This is a genomic window from Alteromonas sp. 38 (genome assembly GCF_902506055.1).
GTDB classification, from domain to species: Bacteria; Pseudomonadota; Gammaproteobacteria; order Enterobacterales; family Alteromonadaceae; genus Alteromonas; species Alteromonas lipotrueae.
The window spans coordinates 3,984,771-4,001,438 of the sequence record NZ_LR733300.1; the positions used below are offsets into that span (position 1 = coordinate 3,984,771).

Below are 16,668 nucleotides of genomic sequence, written 5' to 3' on the forward strand. Positions count from 1 at the left end.
GACATCAATATACACACCGAACACCTTATTCATCAAAAAGATACACATGTACAAATGGGTAGCCTAGTACGAAAACTGTTTTTAACGTCTATATCGAAAGAATATCTTGGAACGCTATAGAATGTATACGAAAACAAAAATGATTAACGACTATTACGCTAGAAGTTAATGTAAAACGAGGGTAGATGCTAATTTAAGAACGGACGTATAAGTCGAGCAAGGGAGAGAAAAGTGAAGTGTGAAGTGTGACGTTAAATGTGAAGTGAATAAAAAGGTGAGCCCCCACAAGAGCTCACCTTTTTGAGTGAATTAACCTAAGATATCAAGCAATTCAACATCAAAAATTAACGTGCTGTATGGTGCGATTGCTGCACCAGCTCCTTGCTCACCGTACGCAAGATCATGTGGTACGTATAAACGCAACTTAGCACCAACTTTCATAAGCTGTAGTGCTTCAGTCCAGCCTCTGATCACGCCGCCAACTGGGAATTCAGCCGGTTGACCACGATCGTAAGAACTGTCAAAAACGTCACCTGAAGTAAGTGTGCCGTGGTAATGCACGCGAACCGTGCTATCTGCAGTTGGCGTTTCGCCATCGCCTTCAGCCAATACTTCGTATTGTAGGCCAGATTCAGTTACCTGAACTTCTTCACGCTTTGCGTTTTCTTCAAGGAACTTAACGCCTTCTTCGATAACCGCTTTGCTTGCTTCTTCTTTCTCAGCTTGCATACGCTTATGGATTTCGCCGAATGCATCACGTAGTGCGTCGTTATCAACCTGCGGAGCTTGACCCGCGAAAGCATCTTTTAACCCTGTCACTACCGCGTCAATAGCTAAACCTTCAAAAGGATTAGATTGCAATTGTTGACCCATTTGAAAACCAATGCCGTAACTTGCTTGGGTTTCCACTGTGTTGAATGTATCAGTCACAAGAACTCCTGAAATTAAATTACAAATGCAGTACAAATTTCAAACAAACCGCGTTTCACGAATATGTTTCTGCATTTTCCGATGCAAGAGTGTAGCACACCATAATTTATCTTGCTTTGAGCATTAAATAGATGGGGGCAAATGGAACAAAATATTGTAAATTATAACGCAAAGTGGTTTTACAACTTGTTAAGTACTTAGTATGGTGAAGGCCATATAATTGGGAGGATAGCATGCACACTCATTACGATGCTGAACTAAAAGATACAGTTAGATACCTTGGCAAAACGCTAGGTGAAACCATCAAAAACCAATTAGGCCAAGAGTGGCTTGATCGCATTGAGAAGATTCGAAAAGACGGCCGAGCGTCTTATCAGGGAGACACGAGTTGCAGTGATGAACTGAAAGAAACTTTCAAAACGATGACCGACAGCGACTTGTTGACGGTAGGCCGTGCTTTCGCACAGTTTTTAAACCTAGGGAATATTGCTGAGCAAGAATATAACAGTGCAATGAATGTTGACGCGTCTATTGATGCACTGTTTAAGCATCTAGATAAAGCCGACCTCACGGCTGATAAAGTGCAAGAAGCAGTCGGAAAGTTGAACATCGACTTAGTATTAACGGCTCACCCTACCGAAGTCACACGTCGCACCCTTATTCATAAACATAAAGAGTTAGCAGACTGCTTACAGGCTGTGCATCAAGAGTCTTTAACCGATACAGATAGAAGTAAGGTAGAGACTCGTGTTGCTGATTTAATTAGCCAAGCGTGGCACACAGAGGAAATTCGTTCTGTGCGCCCTACCCCTGTTGATGAAGCTCGTTGGGGGTTTTCAGTTATTGAAAATTCACTGTGGGAAGCTGTTCCCGATTTCCTGCGCGAGCTAGATGGCCGTTTGCAAGAAGACTACAGCGTGTCGCTTCCGCTAGATGCTTCACCGGTGCAATTTAGCTCTTGGATGGGCGGTGACCGCGACGGCAACCCGTTTGTAACCTCTAAAGTTACCGAGCAAGTATTACTTTTGGCGCGTAAACGTGCCGCGAAGCTTTTTGCGCTTGACTTAGACCGCTTGCAAGTTGAACTGTCTATGTACGACTGCAATAACACACTGCGTGAAAAAGTAGGCGATGCGAACGAGCCTTACCGCGCTCTACTTCGCCCTTTACTAGACCGTTTTATCGCTACCCGAGATGGTATTGCTAATTATTTAGCCGGTAAAAACCCAGATACGTCTAACTGGATTGAAAGTAACGACGAACTGTTAGAAGCCCTACTACTTTGCCACCAGTCACTTATCGACTGTGGCATGGATGTAGTCGCTAGAGGCTTACTGCTAGATACCATTCGCCGTGCCCGCGTTTTTGGAATTCACCTACTTCGTTTAGATGTACGCCAAGATTCAGAACGCCACGCTGATGTATTTAGTGAACTTACACGTTACCTTGGGTTAGGTGACTACTCACAATGGAGCGAAGAAGACAAACAAGCCTTCTTGCTACGTGAGCTTGGCTCAAAGCGCCCACTATTCCCTGCCCAATGGGGCGCATCGGAAGATGTGAAAGAAGTACTTGATACTTGTAAAGTAGTGGCTAAGCACAGCAAGCACGGTTTTGGTATTTACATTATCTCGATGGCGAGTGAGCCATCAGATGTACTTGCCGTTCAATTACTGCTTAAAGAAAGCGGTGTTGATTGGCCAATGCCAGTTGCACCTTTGTTCGAAACGCTAGACGATTTAAACAACTCGCCAAGTGTTATGCGTAAATTGCTTTCTATCGACTGGTATCGTGGCTATGTGAAAGGCCGTCAATTCGTGATGATTGGTTATTCAGATTCAGCTAAAGATGCCGGCGCACTTGCGGCAGGTTGGGCTCAGTATCAATCTCAAGAAGCGCTAGTGGCTATTGCTGAAGAGTTTAACTGTTCACTTACCTTGTTCCACGGTCGTGGCGGTACAATTGGCCGAGGTGGTTTACCTGCCCACGCTGCTATTTATTCGCAGCCTCCTGGCTCATTAGAAGGTGGATTCCGTGTTACTGAACAGGGCGAAACTATTCGATATAAGTTTGGTATGCCTAAACTGGCCAAACGAAGCCTAGGCATTTATGCCAGCGCGATAATTGAAGCCATGTTGTTCCCACCCCCGGCGCCAAAAGAAGAGTGGCGTGAACTAATTACCACGATGGCAGGTCAGGGTCGCGACAACTACCGCGCTACTGTGCGCCATGACGAAGACTTTGTGCCTTACTTTCGCGTGGCGACACCTGAACAAGAGCTTGGTAAGTTACCGTTAGGCAGCCGACCTTCTAAGCGTAAGCCACAAGGTGGTATCGAAAGTCTTCGTGCTATTCCTTGGATATTTGCGTGGGCGCAAACACGCCTAGTCTTGCCGTCATGGTTAGGTGTAATGCGTGCTATCGATAGCGTGAAAAATGCGGAAAATGAAAAAGTCGTGAATGAAATGTTTGCCGAATGGCCATTCTATCGTTCACGCTTATCGATGCTGGACATGGTATTCCATAAAGCGGATCCACGTATCAGTGAAGCCTACGATGAGCGCCTAGTACCGGAAGAGCTTAAGCATTTTGGTGCAGCCCTTCGAGAGGAACTTAAAGAAAGTATTGCTTCATTGCTAGCATTAACTGGCGAAGACGACATTATGAAAGCTGATCCATTGGGTAAAGAATCAATGGAAATTCGCGCCGCTTACTTGCAGCCGCTTCATTACCTACAAATCGAATTGCTAGATAGAATTCGTAAAGCGGGTGACAATGCGCAAAATACCGCACTAGAGCGTGCCATGATGGTGACCATTACTGGTATCGCAACAGGGATGCGTAATACAGGTTAGTACCTATCTTGATAGGTACGTAATCATACTATTTAACCAAATAGCACAAATAAAAAAGCCCGCTTGAAGCGGGCTTTTTAGTGAGTTTACATTACAAACTGAATGTTAAGCCTGTAATTCAAAGCGATCGGCATTCATCACTTTAGTCCAAGCTCTAACAAAGTCTTTAACGAACTTCTCTTTATTATCGTCTTGCGCATAAACCTCAGCGTAAGAACGTAATATAGAGTTTGAACCGAAGACTAAGTCAACACGAGTCGCTGAATAAACTTGCTCACCGGACACTCTATCTACAATGCCGTAAGTGTTTTTACTTGTGGGCTTCCACGTGTATTGCATATCGGTGATAGTCGTGAAAAAGTCGTTCGTTAGTGAGCCAGCACTACCTGTAAACACACCATGTGCAGTGCCTTGGTAATTTGTTCCCATTGCACGCATTCCACCTACTAACACCGTCATCTCTGCAGCCGTTAACCCAAGCAACTGAGCTTTGTCTAACAACAGCTCCTCTGGCTTAACCACGTAGTCTTTCGGCAAGTAGTTCCTGAAACCATCGGCCTGCGGCTCTAGTGGTGCAAAAGAATCAGCATCCGTCATATCATCAGTCGCATCACCACGACCTGCTGAAAAAGGCACATCAACGCTGAACCCTGCCGCTTCGATGGCTTTTTCGACACCTATATTACCTGCCAACACAATGGTATCTGCTAGACTTACACCGGCTGCCTCAGCAAGTGGTTTCAACACCGACAATACCTTAGCTAGCTTTTCCGGTTCGTTCGCTTCCCAGTCTTTCTGAGGCGCTAACTGAATGCGGGCACCATTTGCACCACCACGTAAGTCTGAACCACGGAAGGTTCTAGCACTGTCCCACGCAGTAGATACCATTTCACCAATTGTTAGGCCGGAATCCGCAATGCTGGCTTTTAATGCATTCACATCGTAGGACGTGCTGCCTGCAGGTACAGGGTCTTGCCAGATAAGCGTTTCTTGTGGCACTTCAGGACCGATATAACGTACTTTTGGCCCCAAATCACGGTGAGTCAATTTGAACCATGCTTTAGCAAATACTTCACTGAAATAATCTGGATTGTTGTAAAACTTCTCAGAAATTTCACGATAAATAGGATCCATCTTCATCGCCATATCCGCATCGGTCATGATAGGGTTATAACGTTTTGACGGATCTTCAACATCAACTGGCTTGTCTTCCTCTTTAATGTCAATAGGCTCCCATTGCTCAGCACCCGCTGGTGATTTTTTCAATTCCCAGTCGTAGTTTAGTAACAGTTCAAAGTAGCCGTTATCCCACTGAGTTGGGTTAGTCGTCCACGCACCTTCAATACCACTTGATACAGTATCGCGACCTATTCCACGTGATTCATGGTTAATCCAACCCAAACCCTGCTCGGCAATATCAGCGCCTTCTGGATCAGGACCTAAGTTTTCCGCACGTCCGTTACCATGGCATTTACCCACGGTGTGTCCACCTGCCGTAAGCGCAACGGTTTCTTCATCGTTCATGGCCATACGCGCAAAGGTTTCACGTACATGTAGTGCGGTTTTAAGCGGATCAGGTTTACCATTCACCCCTTCAGGGTTCACGTAGATTAGCCCCATTTGCACTGCAGCTAATGGATTTTCCATTGTTTCTGGGGTTTCAACGTCGTTATAACGCTCATCACTTGGCGCTAGCCATTCTTTCTCAGCCCCCCAATAGGTATCTTTTTCTGGGTGCCAAATATCGGCGCGGCCAAATGCGAAACCATAAGTTTTAAGCCCCATGCTTTCATAAGCTACTGTGCCGGCAAAAACTAAAAGATCCGCCCAGCTAAGCTTGTTGCCGTACTTTTTCTTGATTGGCCACAATAAGCGGCGCGCTTTATCAAGGTTAACGTTATCCGGCCATGAGTTTAGTGGCGCGAACCGTTGGTTGCCCGTAGATGCTCCACCACGCCCATCTGCAATACGATACGAACCGGCAGCGTGCCAAGACATCCTAATCATTAGGCCACCGTAGTGCCCCCAATCTGCCGGCCACCACGACTGAGAGTCTGTCATTAGCGCGATCATATCTTTTTTCAATTCATCAAAATCAAGCATTTTCACTGCTTCGCGATAGTTGAATTCGTCACCCATTGGATTGGTTTTTGTGTCGTGCTGATGCAATATGTCTAGGTTTAGCGCCTCAGGCCACCAATCCATATTTGTGCTGCCAGTAGCCGTAAGGCCACCATGCATGACGGGACACTTTCTATCTGAATCATTTACATCGCCTAGCTTCGCGTTACTCATATTTGTTACCTCTTGCTGTTCGACAAAGCACTTAATCAATCCAACCGATTGATTGACATGTTATTATTCTAGTTATTAGATTTATATTACTACAGTGAGTTTTTTCGATGCTGATGAATAGGTTTAACGATTAGGAAATCGTTGAACCTTACGATGAGAAAACAAGACCTTATAAAGCTATTCATCAACACCGACATGTAGAATTAATTAAAGAAAGCGTAGACAATATCAATGAATTTTCTATGCCTTTTATCTCGTTTTTTGTAAAAGCTTGTTGATAAATCATAGGGCAACAAACGATATTAGTAACTAATCCCTAGGCAGGAGTTCTTATTTGAACAGATCACTTATAAACCCGCCCCTCGCCTTTTTTGCGCTAATGCCTATAACACAATTTGAACGGTTTACTTTACCCTCAGGACTCTAGGAAGGTGTGAGCGACTCTGACTATAACGATAAATTACTTCAGATAAATGAAAACGGGGAACACCGCTTTTTTGAGGCATACATTGGCAGTGCATTTCGTCATGGCTGGCGCCTACCGTTTGTTTTTATCTCCCTACATAGATACCGATTGCAAAGTAATAGAATCGACTACCGGTAAAAACAATAAACCTACCTTAAGTAGCACTTATCAATTAGATGATTAGCAGAACCAATCATCCGTTCGCAACTTTTTAAACGTTTACCGATATTCAATAGAAGCGTTAGCCAATACGGCTACTGGCGACATCTCTGCTCTGTGGGTGGGTATCATGCATATTAACAATACAAATGAACTCATCAGCCGTGTGATTTACCCAAATAAAAAGGCAGGATTATTGAGGTCGTAACAAACTGTCGGCAGCATGAATGCTGTCTTACAAAAATGAAATCTATTGAGTGCGATGAGTGCGTGTTAGTAGATAAACGGTTTGAAATTAAATAGTAGCCCCTCCCTTGCTAAGGATGCGGTGGCGGAGCCTACAGAGAAGTATTTACGGCGAATTGATTATGTAGGTACCTCAAACAAAAAGGCAGAATTAGTAAGGTCGTAACAAACTGTCAGTAGCATGGATGCTACTGCCAAGCCTCCATGGATGGATACTCGGCGTGTTTGTGTAGAGCTTACTAATCCTGCCTTGTACATGGGAGCAGCGCTCCCATAATCCTAGCTTTAGCCAGTTACGAAATCTACGCCTAGCTTGATGTCGCCACGAAGGCCATCTAGCATGTCGTTTTTCGCTTTTTCTTCAAATGCGCTTAGCTCGCCATATGGCAAGATTTCTTCAACACCGTTAGCACCAAGGCGAACAGGGTGAGCGAAGAATGCAGCGTCGTCGCTGTCGTCAGTTTGAACGTAAGTGTATTCAACCACGTTCTCACCTTGCATTGCTGCAACCAAAGATAAGCAGAAACGTGCAGCTGCTTGACCCATTGAAAGGGTAGCAGAACCGCCGCCAGCTTTAGCTTCAACAACTTCAGTACCCGCATTTTGGATACGAGTAGTTAGGCTTGAAACTTCATCGTCAGAGAACTCAACACCTTCAACTTGCGAAAGCAAAGGAAGAATAGTTGTGCCTGAGTGACCACCGATTACTGGAACGTGTACAGAAGCAACGTCTACTTCTTTAAGCTCAGCAACGAAAGTCTCGGCGCGAATTACGTCAAGGGTAGTAACACCGAACAATTTGTTCTTGTTATAAACACCTTTCGCTTTAAGCGTCTCAGCAGCAATCGCCACTGTTGTATTAACTGGGTTAGTAATAATGCCAACACAAGCATCTGGACAATTGTCAGCAACACCTTCAATAAGGTTCTTAACAATACCAGCGTTAATGTTGAACAAGTCTGAACGATCCATGCCCGGCTTACGCGGAACACCAGCAGGAATAAGAACAACGTCTGTACCTGTTAATGCACCAGCTAGGTCATCTTTACCGTGACCGGTTACTTTTACTGCAGTTGGGATGTGGCTTAAATCAACAGCTACACCAGGAACAACTGGCGCTACATCATAAAGCGCTAGCTCAGAACCAGCTGGCAATTGTGTTTTTAACAACAAAGACAGCGCTTGGCCAATACCACCGGCAGCACCTAACACGGCTACTTTCATACCATTTCTCCTATGGGATTACTCACGTATTTAAACGGAACGTCACACTAATGCAACGCGGGGGAAAACTCAATCATCTGATGGTCTTAATACGGCCATTTAAGGCAATTTTATGTCGATATTCACTATCATGCATGATTATGCAATTAAATTGCGCAAAGGTCACCTGTAAGGCACAATATAAAATATACGATTATTTAACTTATTAACGTTAACAGATGTGCAGGATGCTATGGCCAACGCAAAACAAGAGCAACTGATTAAAGCCTTTAAAGAAATTTTGAAAGCGGAAAGCTATGGGTCTCAGGGTGAAATTGTCGATGCCCTTAAAACTCAAGGCCATGACAATATTAGCCAATCTAAAATTTCCCGCATGCTAAGTAAATTTGGCGCAGTTCGTACCCGCAATGCTCGCGGCGATATGGTGTACTGCCTACCGCCTGAACTGGGTATGCCTACTGCTAAAAGCCCGTTAAAGCAACTTGTTCTCGACATTGTGCATAATAATGTGATGGTGATTATTCGCACCAGCCCAGGTGCAGCGCAACTCATTGCACGCTTGCTTGACTCATTAAGCAAAAAAGATGGTGTGCTTGGTACCATTGCGGGCGACGATACCATTTTTATTGCCCCTGCTGACGTGACCCTTATTGAAGAATTACGCCAACGGGTAGAAGACTTATTCGAGAATGTATAAGGCCCGACTAAATTTTTAAGCAAAAAAAACCGCCATAACAAGATGGCGGTTAAGAATTTGTACCAGGGAGATACAAAACAACTTGGTAGCTGTGCATTTAAATTATCATAGACTTAGAAAAGAATAAGGAAAGAAAAGTAAAGAATTCGAAAACCACAATTAAATGTTTTATACGTTATAGAATTAAATTTCACCACCAACCTTATAACATTAAAAAGCACATCCAACTATCCAAATTAAATTAAAAGCCACCTTACCTTTTACCACAACCTTTCCCCACAAAAAAATAAACGATAAATCAGAAAAAATCGCTTTTAATTTTTCAAATAATAGAACCTATTTTCATCTTCGATACAACACCCTCCCATTTTAAACTTCACATGATATTTAACTGCCCCGCGTCTACGCTACACCTGCGCCCCTAATACACAAGCCCTTCACTAAACCCGCACTATTTGCATGCTAAACCTGCACACTATCTACCTCTCACATTATTTTTAATTTCTATCCATGCAAACCTCGTTTTATTTTTAAACAAGCCAAAAAGATAAAAAGCATAAGAATTATTTTACAAATGTATAGGAGCGTAAAGGTTTCACCGCCCTGCGTATAATTAAAGTAAATTAAGTCTAAATAGAACAAATTATACACTTTGTAAATTGCCAAATAGCGCGACGAAGTGCTTAATTCTCCCGACAGAAAACATCTGTTCAAAATAAAAACTAATAAACGTCTTTGTAATTACTAAATGTAATCACCTTCGACAAGGGGAATTTAAATGTTTAACACGAATAAACTAAGCACCGCGATTAAGCGCAGCATTATGTTAGCGGGTTCTGCTAGCATAATGGCTTCGCCGATGGCATTCGCTCAAAGTGATGATGAAAACGCAGTAGAGCCTGTTGAAAAAATTCAGGTTACTGGTTCGCGTATTAAACGGGTTGACCTTGAATCGGTATCTCCCGTTACCGTCATTACTGCTGAATCTATCGCGTTATCTGGCGATACATCGGTTGCCCAAGTGTTACGTAACTCTTCGATTAACACTTTCGGTTCATTTCGCGGCCAATCTGGCTACGGCAGCGGCGCATCTGCGTCTAGTGAAGTAAACTTGCGTGGTCTGGGTGCAGGCGCAACGCTAGTGCTTATGGATGGCCGTCGCCTACCAGGTTTAGGGTACGACGGTGGCTCATCTTCTGATATGTCGATGATCCCAATGTCAATTGTAGAGCGCATTGAAATTCTTCGCGACGGAGCTTCCGCCATTTACGGGTCTGATGCCGTGGCAGGTGTAATTAACATTATTACTAAGAAGCAGTTTGATGGCGTAAATGTAGGTTATAGCTTTGAAGATCCAGGTGCTGACGGTGGCAACTCTAGCAAGTACAACTTTTCAGCCGGCGTAACCAATGACAAAGGTAGTATCGTTTTCATTGCTGAGCATGAAAACACTCAAGAAGTCACCGATGTAGCAGTTTCAGGCGAAAATGCACTAGATAGCTATTCAACCTACAGCCCTGTTGCCAATTTCTATGATACAAATACTAGTTCGTATCTTTATAACGAAGATTTGTGTGGCGATGTGGCTGACACATCGATTGAATCTGATCGTTGTGGTTATTACTACGGTAATACCACTTGGCTTTATGGCGCGTCTGAGAAAAACTCTTTAATGACTAAAATCGAGTACGAGTTAGCAGAGAACTTGCAACTTATTACTCGTTTCTCTGCACTACAGACATCTACAGACACTCGTTATGCTGCTACCCCAGTATCTACATCTTCGCTGACCATCGATGCGGATAACGCAATGAACCCTTATGGTCAAGATGGCGCTGTTTACTTCCGTACCGCTAGCTTGGGAACACGTGATACGAAAACCGAAAAAACCACGTTTGAAATGGTAACAGGGCTTGAAGGTTACACCGATATTGGTGGAAACGAGTGGGACTGGCAGGTTTATTACCAGCGCACATCGGCAAAAGAAGAGGTATTCAATTACAACTTAGTTAACGACACAGTTGTACAAGATTTAATTGATACTGAACAGTTGGATTTATTTAATGTTCAAGGTTTAAGTACCGACGACTGGTCTGCTTATAATGCAGAGCTATTAGCTAGCGCTGATCACACTGGCACCTACCAGTCTACACAGATGCGTGACATTATTGACGGCAGCATTTCTGGCGAAGTTTTCTCGAATAACTTCATGACAGTGAGTGCTGTTTTCGGCGCTGAGTACTCTTACCTTGATTTTGAGCAGATATCTGACCCTGAATCGGGCTTGGGTATTATTTCAGGCGGTTCGGGCGGTGACGACGTGTATGCGACTCGTGAGCGACAGTCTTACTATACTGAGTTTGCTATCGAACTACCCCATGAAGTGGAAGTATCTGCCGCACTTCGTTACGACGGGTACGAGCTTGAAGGGGATACAGGCGAAAGCATTTCAACCTCTGAGTTCTCAGATACCGTACCTAAGCTAGGTATCAGCTGGCGCCCAACTGAGTCACTGTTACTTCGTGCTAGCTGGGGAGAAGCTTTCCGTACACCTACAATGAGTGAAATGTTCGCAACCATTTCTTACGGCTTCCCAAGCGCGTACGATACCTATTACTGCGATACACTAGATAATCCTGGTAGCGACGATAGTTACTGCTCATCCGGTCAGCAACACCTAACCTATTACGGCGGTAACCCTGACCTTAGCCCAGAAAACTCTGAGTCGCTTACGCTTGGTGTGGTTTACGATGTCACTGATGATTTATCACTTGAAGTGTCTTACTACCAATATGACTACGAAAATAAAATTGAAGATATTGATGTAGATGACTTAATTGCCGCTGACTTAGATGGTACGTCTAGCAGTATCGTTCGTGATAGCGATGGTAAAATTACGTCTATTACCTCTGGTTACACAAACTACTCAGAAGTGAAGACCAACGGTTTTGATATTACCGCGAACTACGATCTGGCCACTGAAATTGGAGACTTCGGGGTTAACCTTGAATACTCTCACGTATTTAGTTACGAAGAAGAAGGTACTGAGTGGGCAGGTGAATTATTCTATCCTGATAATCGCGCTAACTTGACGGTAGATTGGACAGACGGTGATAAGTGGACAGCCTCATGGAGAACACTCTTCATCGGCGCCAATGGTGAAACCTATTACGATTACTACGATTATGCCGACAACTATTTTAAGCATAATGTGACGGTTTCATATCATGTGAACGATAATGTTAAGGTTTCTGCCGGAATTGCCAACATTACCGATGAACTTGAAGAGTATGCACCTGGGGAATGGCGCGGATATGATGACTCTTTGTATGACCCACTAGGTCGTACTATGAGCTTCAACGTTCAAGCGAGCTTCTAACATTTAACTTATAAAAAACGCCGCATTTCCTGTGTTCTATCTCTAATCTGTTTGAGATAGAACACAGTCAGCGGCGTTTTCTTATTTTCGTAATCATTAACGCTTTATAAACCCCTTATACCAGCTGTCAATTAGACAACACGGGCTAAGTGAGTAGTGTAAGTGCTTGAAGTACGCTACGAAAGTACCTTAATAAGCGTTTCTGCTGCGGGTCCTGATGATGCTGGGTTTTGCCCCGTCACCAAAAGACCATCAACACACACTTTAACGCCAAAGTCTTCGGTACTTTCATACTTACCGCCTTTACTGATAAGCGCATCTTCCACTAAATAAGGCACTACGTCGGTTAACCCCATTGCGTCTTCTTCACTATTTGAAAAGCCAGTAACGGTTTTGCCGTTAATAAAAAATTCACCATCGGCGCGTTTTACTTCTTTAAGTACGATAGGAGCATGGCAAACAGCGCCTACAGGCTTCTGGGCTTTCACCATATCTTCAATTAGCATTGTGGAGTGAGTATTGTCAGATAAGTCCCATAGCGGACCGTGGCCGCCCGGATAGAACACAGCATCAAACTCATCTGCACGAACATCTTCCAACACAATAGTTGAGGACATTGCGCTTCTTGCAACCTCATCTTTTGTGTAACGGATAGCATCGTCGGTCATGGCATCATCTGCCAAGCTGTTTGGGTCGATTGGCACTTGGCCGCCCATAGGTGAAGCTAAGGTGATGGTATACCCCGCATCTTTGAACGCGTAATACGGTGACGCGAACTCTTCCAGCCACATTCCTGTTTTCTTGCCTGTATCACCTAACAATTCATGTGAGGTCATTACCATTAATATATGTTTAGACATAAGTTCTCCATGTGAACAATTCATTTAGTTATTCGTTCGTATGGCAGTAATAGTTAGATCAGAAAAAGGCAGGGAATGCGATGAGAAACATTAGGAGAAGTTGATTTGCAAGATAAAAAAATGCCACTTCCAAAATTGGAAAGTGGCATTTAACACTACAACTGGTTTTTAAACTGTTGCTTAGAAGCGGTAGTCAATACCTACACGTACTTCCCAAAGCGATGCATCACCCTGACGGCTTTCAGGAGATGAAGTACCTAGAGAGGCTGTGTTGAAATTAACTTCTTCCAAAATACCCCAATCATCGTTGATGAAGTTGGTGAAGTTATCCATTACGAAGTAAACCTGAGCAGAGTGATCTTCACGGAACGCAGGAATGTTTTGTCTAACTGCGATATCCACTTTAACCCACCAAGGGCTAGTTTCATCATTACGCTCTGCGCCAATCGGTAATACGTTATTACCTTCAAGGTATGGCGTATAGCCATATACAGAGTTACCACTGATGGTGTAACTAAACGGACGACCAGACTGCGCTACTGCATAAGCAGAGAAGATAGTGCTGTAACCGTCGATAAGTTCAGTGGTGTAGCGAAGGTCAGCAGTAAAGCGGTGCTCGATATTCCAATCAGACACTGAAGATACTTCTTCGTTAATGTCGGTAAATGCTCTGTACTGGAAGTTAGAGAACGCTACTGAACTCGTCATTGGTTGTACATCTTCAGCGTGGCTGTAGTTATAACCACCGGTGAAAGTAATACCGTTGTCCCAAGACTTGTTCATGGTCGCTGTTAGTGAGTAAGACACTGAATCTTCATCAGAGTTAGTCAGTTCAAGTGAACCGTAACCTACTGAGTCATAATCAGGGTAACCTTCGTCAGTTGTGCCTACACGCTCAAGACCCACATATTTAATCATGGCTTGTTTCTGCGTCACACTTAAAAGGAAATCTAAGTTGAATACGTAATCTTCATCATTGATGTGAGTCATACCCGCAGAGATTTTCCATTCGCGAGGCATTACGAAGCCTGGATCTAGGTTGTTACTTTCAAAGTTACTACCTGCACCAGAAGACATTTCTTCGTCTAAATCAGAAGGTACTGAGTAACCAGGGCCAGCTGTTACGCCGTCTTCTGTATTAACCCATGTGATGCTGCCGTCAAATAAGTCAGCGTATTCACCTTCAACTTCACCACCAATAACGTTGGTGTTTTGATAGTTGTTTGTCATCCATACGTTCGGGTTACCACCTGAGAATAAGCCAACACCACCACGTAATTCAGTTGAGTCACTTACCGTGTAGTTAAGGCCAACACGTGGTTGTAGTAAGCTAAGACCGTCTAGGTTAGCTGTGTTGTCATAACCGTTCCCAGCTACGAAATCAGCATTTCCAACAGGCTCGTCTGATGTTGTGATCCAGTCATAACGTAAACCCGCAACCACTTTCAAATCATCAGTAAGATAGAACTCATCTTGTGCGTAAGTAGAGTGTGACGTGTAACCCCACTCAGCAGCACGGTCTAATAGGTTGCCAGAATATGCATAACCGTATTCGATTTCTGCATTTGTTCCGTTAGTGAAATCTTCTAAGCTTTCAAAAGTAATAGAGGTTTCAGAGTGCTGAACGAAAAGGTTGTAGATATCTAGTTTGTCGCTCTCGTAACCGAAAGTTAACGCGTGGCCGTTGTCGAAGTAATAGTTACCACGGAACATTAGGCTTAACGCTTCCCAGTCTAAGTCGTTAGCTTGACGGCTGTCATCAGAACCTAAGAAAACCGTAAGGTCGTCTTCAGAAGTATCTGTATCATTACCTAGCTCAATTTTAATTTCGCCAAAGTCGTTACCGCCTGGAGTGCCGTCACCATACATAGAACGCTGGAGGTTATCTAGCTCTGTGCGAGAAACGCGGATTTCAGTCGAGAATTTGTCTGTCCAATCTGAGTAAAGTACACCAACAAATGATTGTAGCTCTGCGCCACGCTCGTAGATGTGGCTAGATAGTTCAAACTCATCTGCGTCGCCGTCAGATTCTGAGAAGTTGTTTCCATCGTTATAGTTGTACGTAAACGCAAAACGGTGGTTTTCGTTAATGTTCCAGTCTAACTTAACAAGAAGCTTTTCATCTTCGTTAGGCATGCTAAGTGGCGTTGTACCAGCATCAAAGTTATATAATGACTGAGATACAGACTGAATTTGTTCAAGTTGTGCTTGTGTAAGCGCAACTTCATTAATTGCGCCAGAACCGATAGCACCACGGTCAAATGTGTTTGCGCCTTCTAGTTTTTCGTAAGCAGCAAAAACAAATAGCTTATCTTTAATCAGCGGTGCACCCACTGTGAAGCCGTAACGTTTTTCAGTGTAACTTCCAAGGTTGATATCATCACCTTCAAGTGAGTCACCACGTAGGCTGTCGCTACCATAGTCGTAGAACGCAGAACCATGAACTTCGTTAGTACCTGTTTTACTTACTGCACTGATGTTACACGCAGAGAAGCCGCCGTAAATTACATCAAAAGGAGCAATTTCTACTGACACACCTTCGATAGCGTCAAAAGAGAAAGGCATTCTTTCTGTAGGGTAACCGTTCGAGTTAAGACCGAAAAGGTCATTCATGCGAACGCCATCAACCGTCAAGCTGTTAAAACGAGGGCTTTTACCCACACACTGGATGCCACCGCTACCGCCTTCATCTACATAGATACGAGGGTCAATACGAACGATATCAGTGATATCACGGTTAATCGCTGGCGCTTGTTGAAGTGTTGCCAAATCAAAGTTTGCTGAAGGGCCAGTTTGACCGAACGCCAAGCTACCTACTTGAGAAGCCGTTACTACGATATTTTCGTAATCAGCTGCAGATTCAAGTGTTCTTTGGATAGTTGCTGCTTCACCAAGCTCTAGGTAAATATCGCTGATCGTTTGATCTGCAAATTCATCTGAGTCGATTTCAACAGTGTAAGGACCACCTACACGTAAACCGCGAAGGTTAAATGTACCAGCACTATTTACTGTGACTGATTTAACCGCACCAGTTGGTACGTGAGTGACTTTAACTACGGTTCCAACAGCAGGGTTGCCGTTTGGACCGACGATTTGGCCATTCATATCTGAAGACGTTACTTGAGCCATTGCAGTCGTGGTTAGACCCACTGTTAATGCAACTGCTGCAGCAACGCGGCTGAGCTTAGCTGATGAGTACATGTGTGTTTCCCTTTTTGTTTAAAATTCTTTTTTTAGCGCAGAGGGAATTTATTCCCCTCTACGACCTCTGATATTGACTAAAAGACTTCTTTAAGTGGATGAAATTGTTATAGACCTTCGTGTCATATTTATTACAGTTTTGTATATTTCGTCAATTCTGCGTCAATTCCGTGACGTGATTTCATCTCATTTTTTGCACCACACACCTGACCATTTGGTCAAGTTATTTTACTTATCAAAACCAAGGTCGTCTGACTTGTTCTTGTGGTTTCTATTGATGACATATCATGGACTAATAAACAGCGTTTAACAAAATTCAGTCTGATTTGTAAAAAACACTTATTTTTCATGATTAT

General features: G+C 43.7%; 8 protein-coding genes. 3 read left to right on the plus strand and 5 right to left on the minus strand.

What is annotated here, in order from left to right; all coding sequences use genetic code 11:
* Window positions 1-309 precede the first annotated feature (309 nt).
* Complete coding sequence (locus FLAVO9R_RS17215) at window positions 310-930, minus strand: FKBP-type peptidyl-prolyl cis-trans isomerase (RefSeq protein ID WP_057789303.1); 621 nt, start codon at window positions 928-930, stop codon at window positions 310-312.
* Window positions 931-1,163: 233 nt separating this feature from the next.
* Here FLAVO9R_RS17215 and ppc point away from each other — a divergent pair, with 233 nt between their 5' ends.
* Window positions 1,164-3,785, plus strand: coding sequence for a phosphoenolpyruvate carboxylase (gene ppc / locus FLAVO9R_RS17220; RefSeq protein WP_159533332.1), 2,622 nt, complete (start codon window positions 1,164-1,166; stop codon window positions 3,783-3,785).
* 105 nt (window positions 3,786-3,890) lie between these two features.
* Here ppc and katG read toward each other — a convergent pair whose 3' ends face one another.
* Both katG and mdh read right to left on the minus strand, forming a co-directional pair.
* The gene (gene katG, locus FLAVO9R_RS17225; RefSeq protein ID WP_159533334.1) at window positions 3,891-6,080 is read right to left on the minus strand and encodes a catalase/peroxidase HPI; all 2,190 of its coding nucleotides are present in this window, start codon (window positions 6,078-6,080) and stop codon (window positions 3,891-3,893) included.
* Window positions 6,081-7,236: 1,156 nt separating this feature from the next.
* The gene (gene mdh, locus FLAVO9R_RS17230) at window positions 7,237-8,175 is read right to left on the minus strand and encodes a malate dehydrogenase (protein WP_159533336.1); all 939 of its coding nucleotides are present in this window, start codon (window positions 8,173-8,175) and stop codon (window positions 7,237-7,239) included.
* A gap of 232 nt (window positions 8,176-8,407) precedes the next feature.
* On the opposite strand from mdh, the gene argR reads away from it, so the two are divergent.
* Both argR and FLAVO9R_RS17240 read left to right on the plus strand, forming a co-directional pair.
* The gene (gene argR, locus FLAVO9R_RS17235; protein ID WP_013782583.1) at window positions 8,408-8,872 is read left to right on the plus strand and encodes a transcriptional regulator ArgR; all 465 of its coding nucleotides are present in this window, start codon (window positions 8,408-8,410) and stop codon (window positions 8,870-8,872) included.
* A gap of 778 nt (window positions 8,873-9,650) precedes the next feature.
* A complete protein-coding gene (locus FLAVO9R_RS17240; RefSeq protein ID WP_159533338.1) occupies window positions 9,651-12,251 on the plus strand; it encodes a TonB-dependent receptor plug domain-containing protein in 2,601 nt (866 codons plus the stop codon).
* A 176-nt stretch (window positions 12,252-12,427) separates the two neighbouring features.
* On the opposite strand, the gene FLAVO9R_RS17245 is transcribed toward FLAVO9R_RS17240, so the two are convergent.
* Window positions 12,428-13,111 carry a type 1 glutamine amidotransferase domain-containing protein gene (locus tag FLAVO9R_RS17245; protein WP_159533340.1) on the minus strand — a complete coding sequence of 228 codons (684 nt, stop codon included), beginning with the start codon at window positions 13,109-13,111 and terminating at the stop codon, window positions 12,428-12,430.
* A 180-nt stretch (window positions 13,112-13,291) separates the two neighbouring features.
* A complete protein-coding gene (locus FLAVO9R_RS17250; RefSeq protein WP_159533342.1) occupies window positions 13,292-16,312 on the minus strand; it encodes a TonB-dependent receptor in 3,021 nt (1,006 codons plus the stop codon).
* Window positions 16,313-16,668 lie beyond the last annotated feature (356 nt).

Excerpts from the sequence above, each read along its gene's own strand:
- katG (WP_159533334.1), bottom strand. The coding sequence starts at position 6,080 with ATGAGTAACGCGAAGCTAGGCGATGTAAATGATTCAGATAGAAAGTGT.
- mdh (WP_159533336.1), bottom strand. The coding sequence starts at position 8,175 with ATGAAAGTAGCCGTGTTAGGTGCTGCCGGTGGTATTGGCCAAGCGCTG.
- FLAVO9R_RS17245 (WP_159533340.1), bottom strand. The coding sequence starts at position 13,111 with ATGTCTAAACATATATTAATGGTAATGACCTCACATGAATTGTTAGGT.
- FLAVO9R_RS17250 (WP_159533342.1), bottom strand. The coding sequence starts at position 16,312 with ATGTACTCATCAGCTAAGCTCAGCCGCGTTGCTGCAGCAGTTGCATTA.
- FLAVO9R_RS17240 (WP_159533338.1), top strand. The coding sequence starts at position 9,651 with ATGTTTAACACGAATAAACTAAGCACCGCGATTAAGCGCAGCATTATG.
- argR (WP_013782583.1), top strand. The coding sequence starts at position 8,408 with ATGGCCAACGCAAAACAAGAGCAACTGATTAAAGCCTTTAAAGAAATT.
- ppc (WP_159533332.1), top strand. The coding sequence starts at position 1,164 with ATGCACACTCATTACGATGCTGAACTAAAAGATACAGTTAGATACCTT.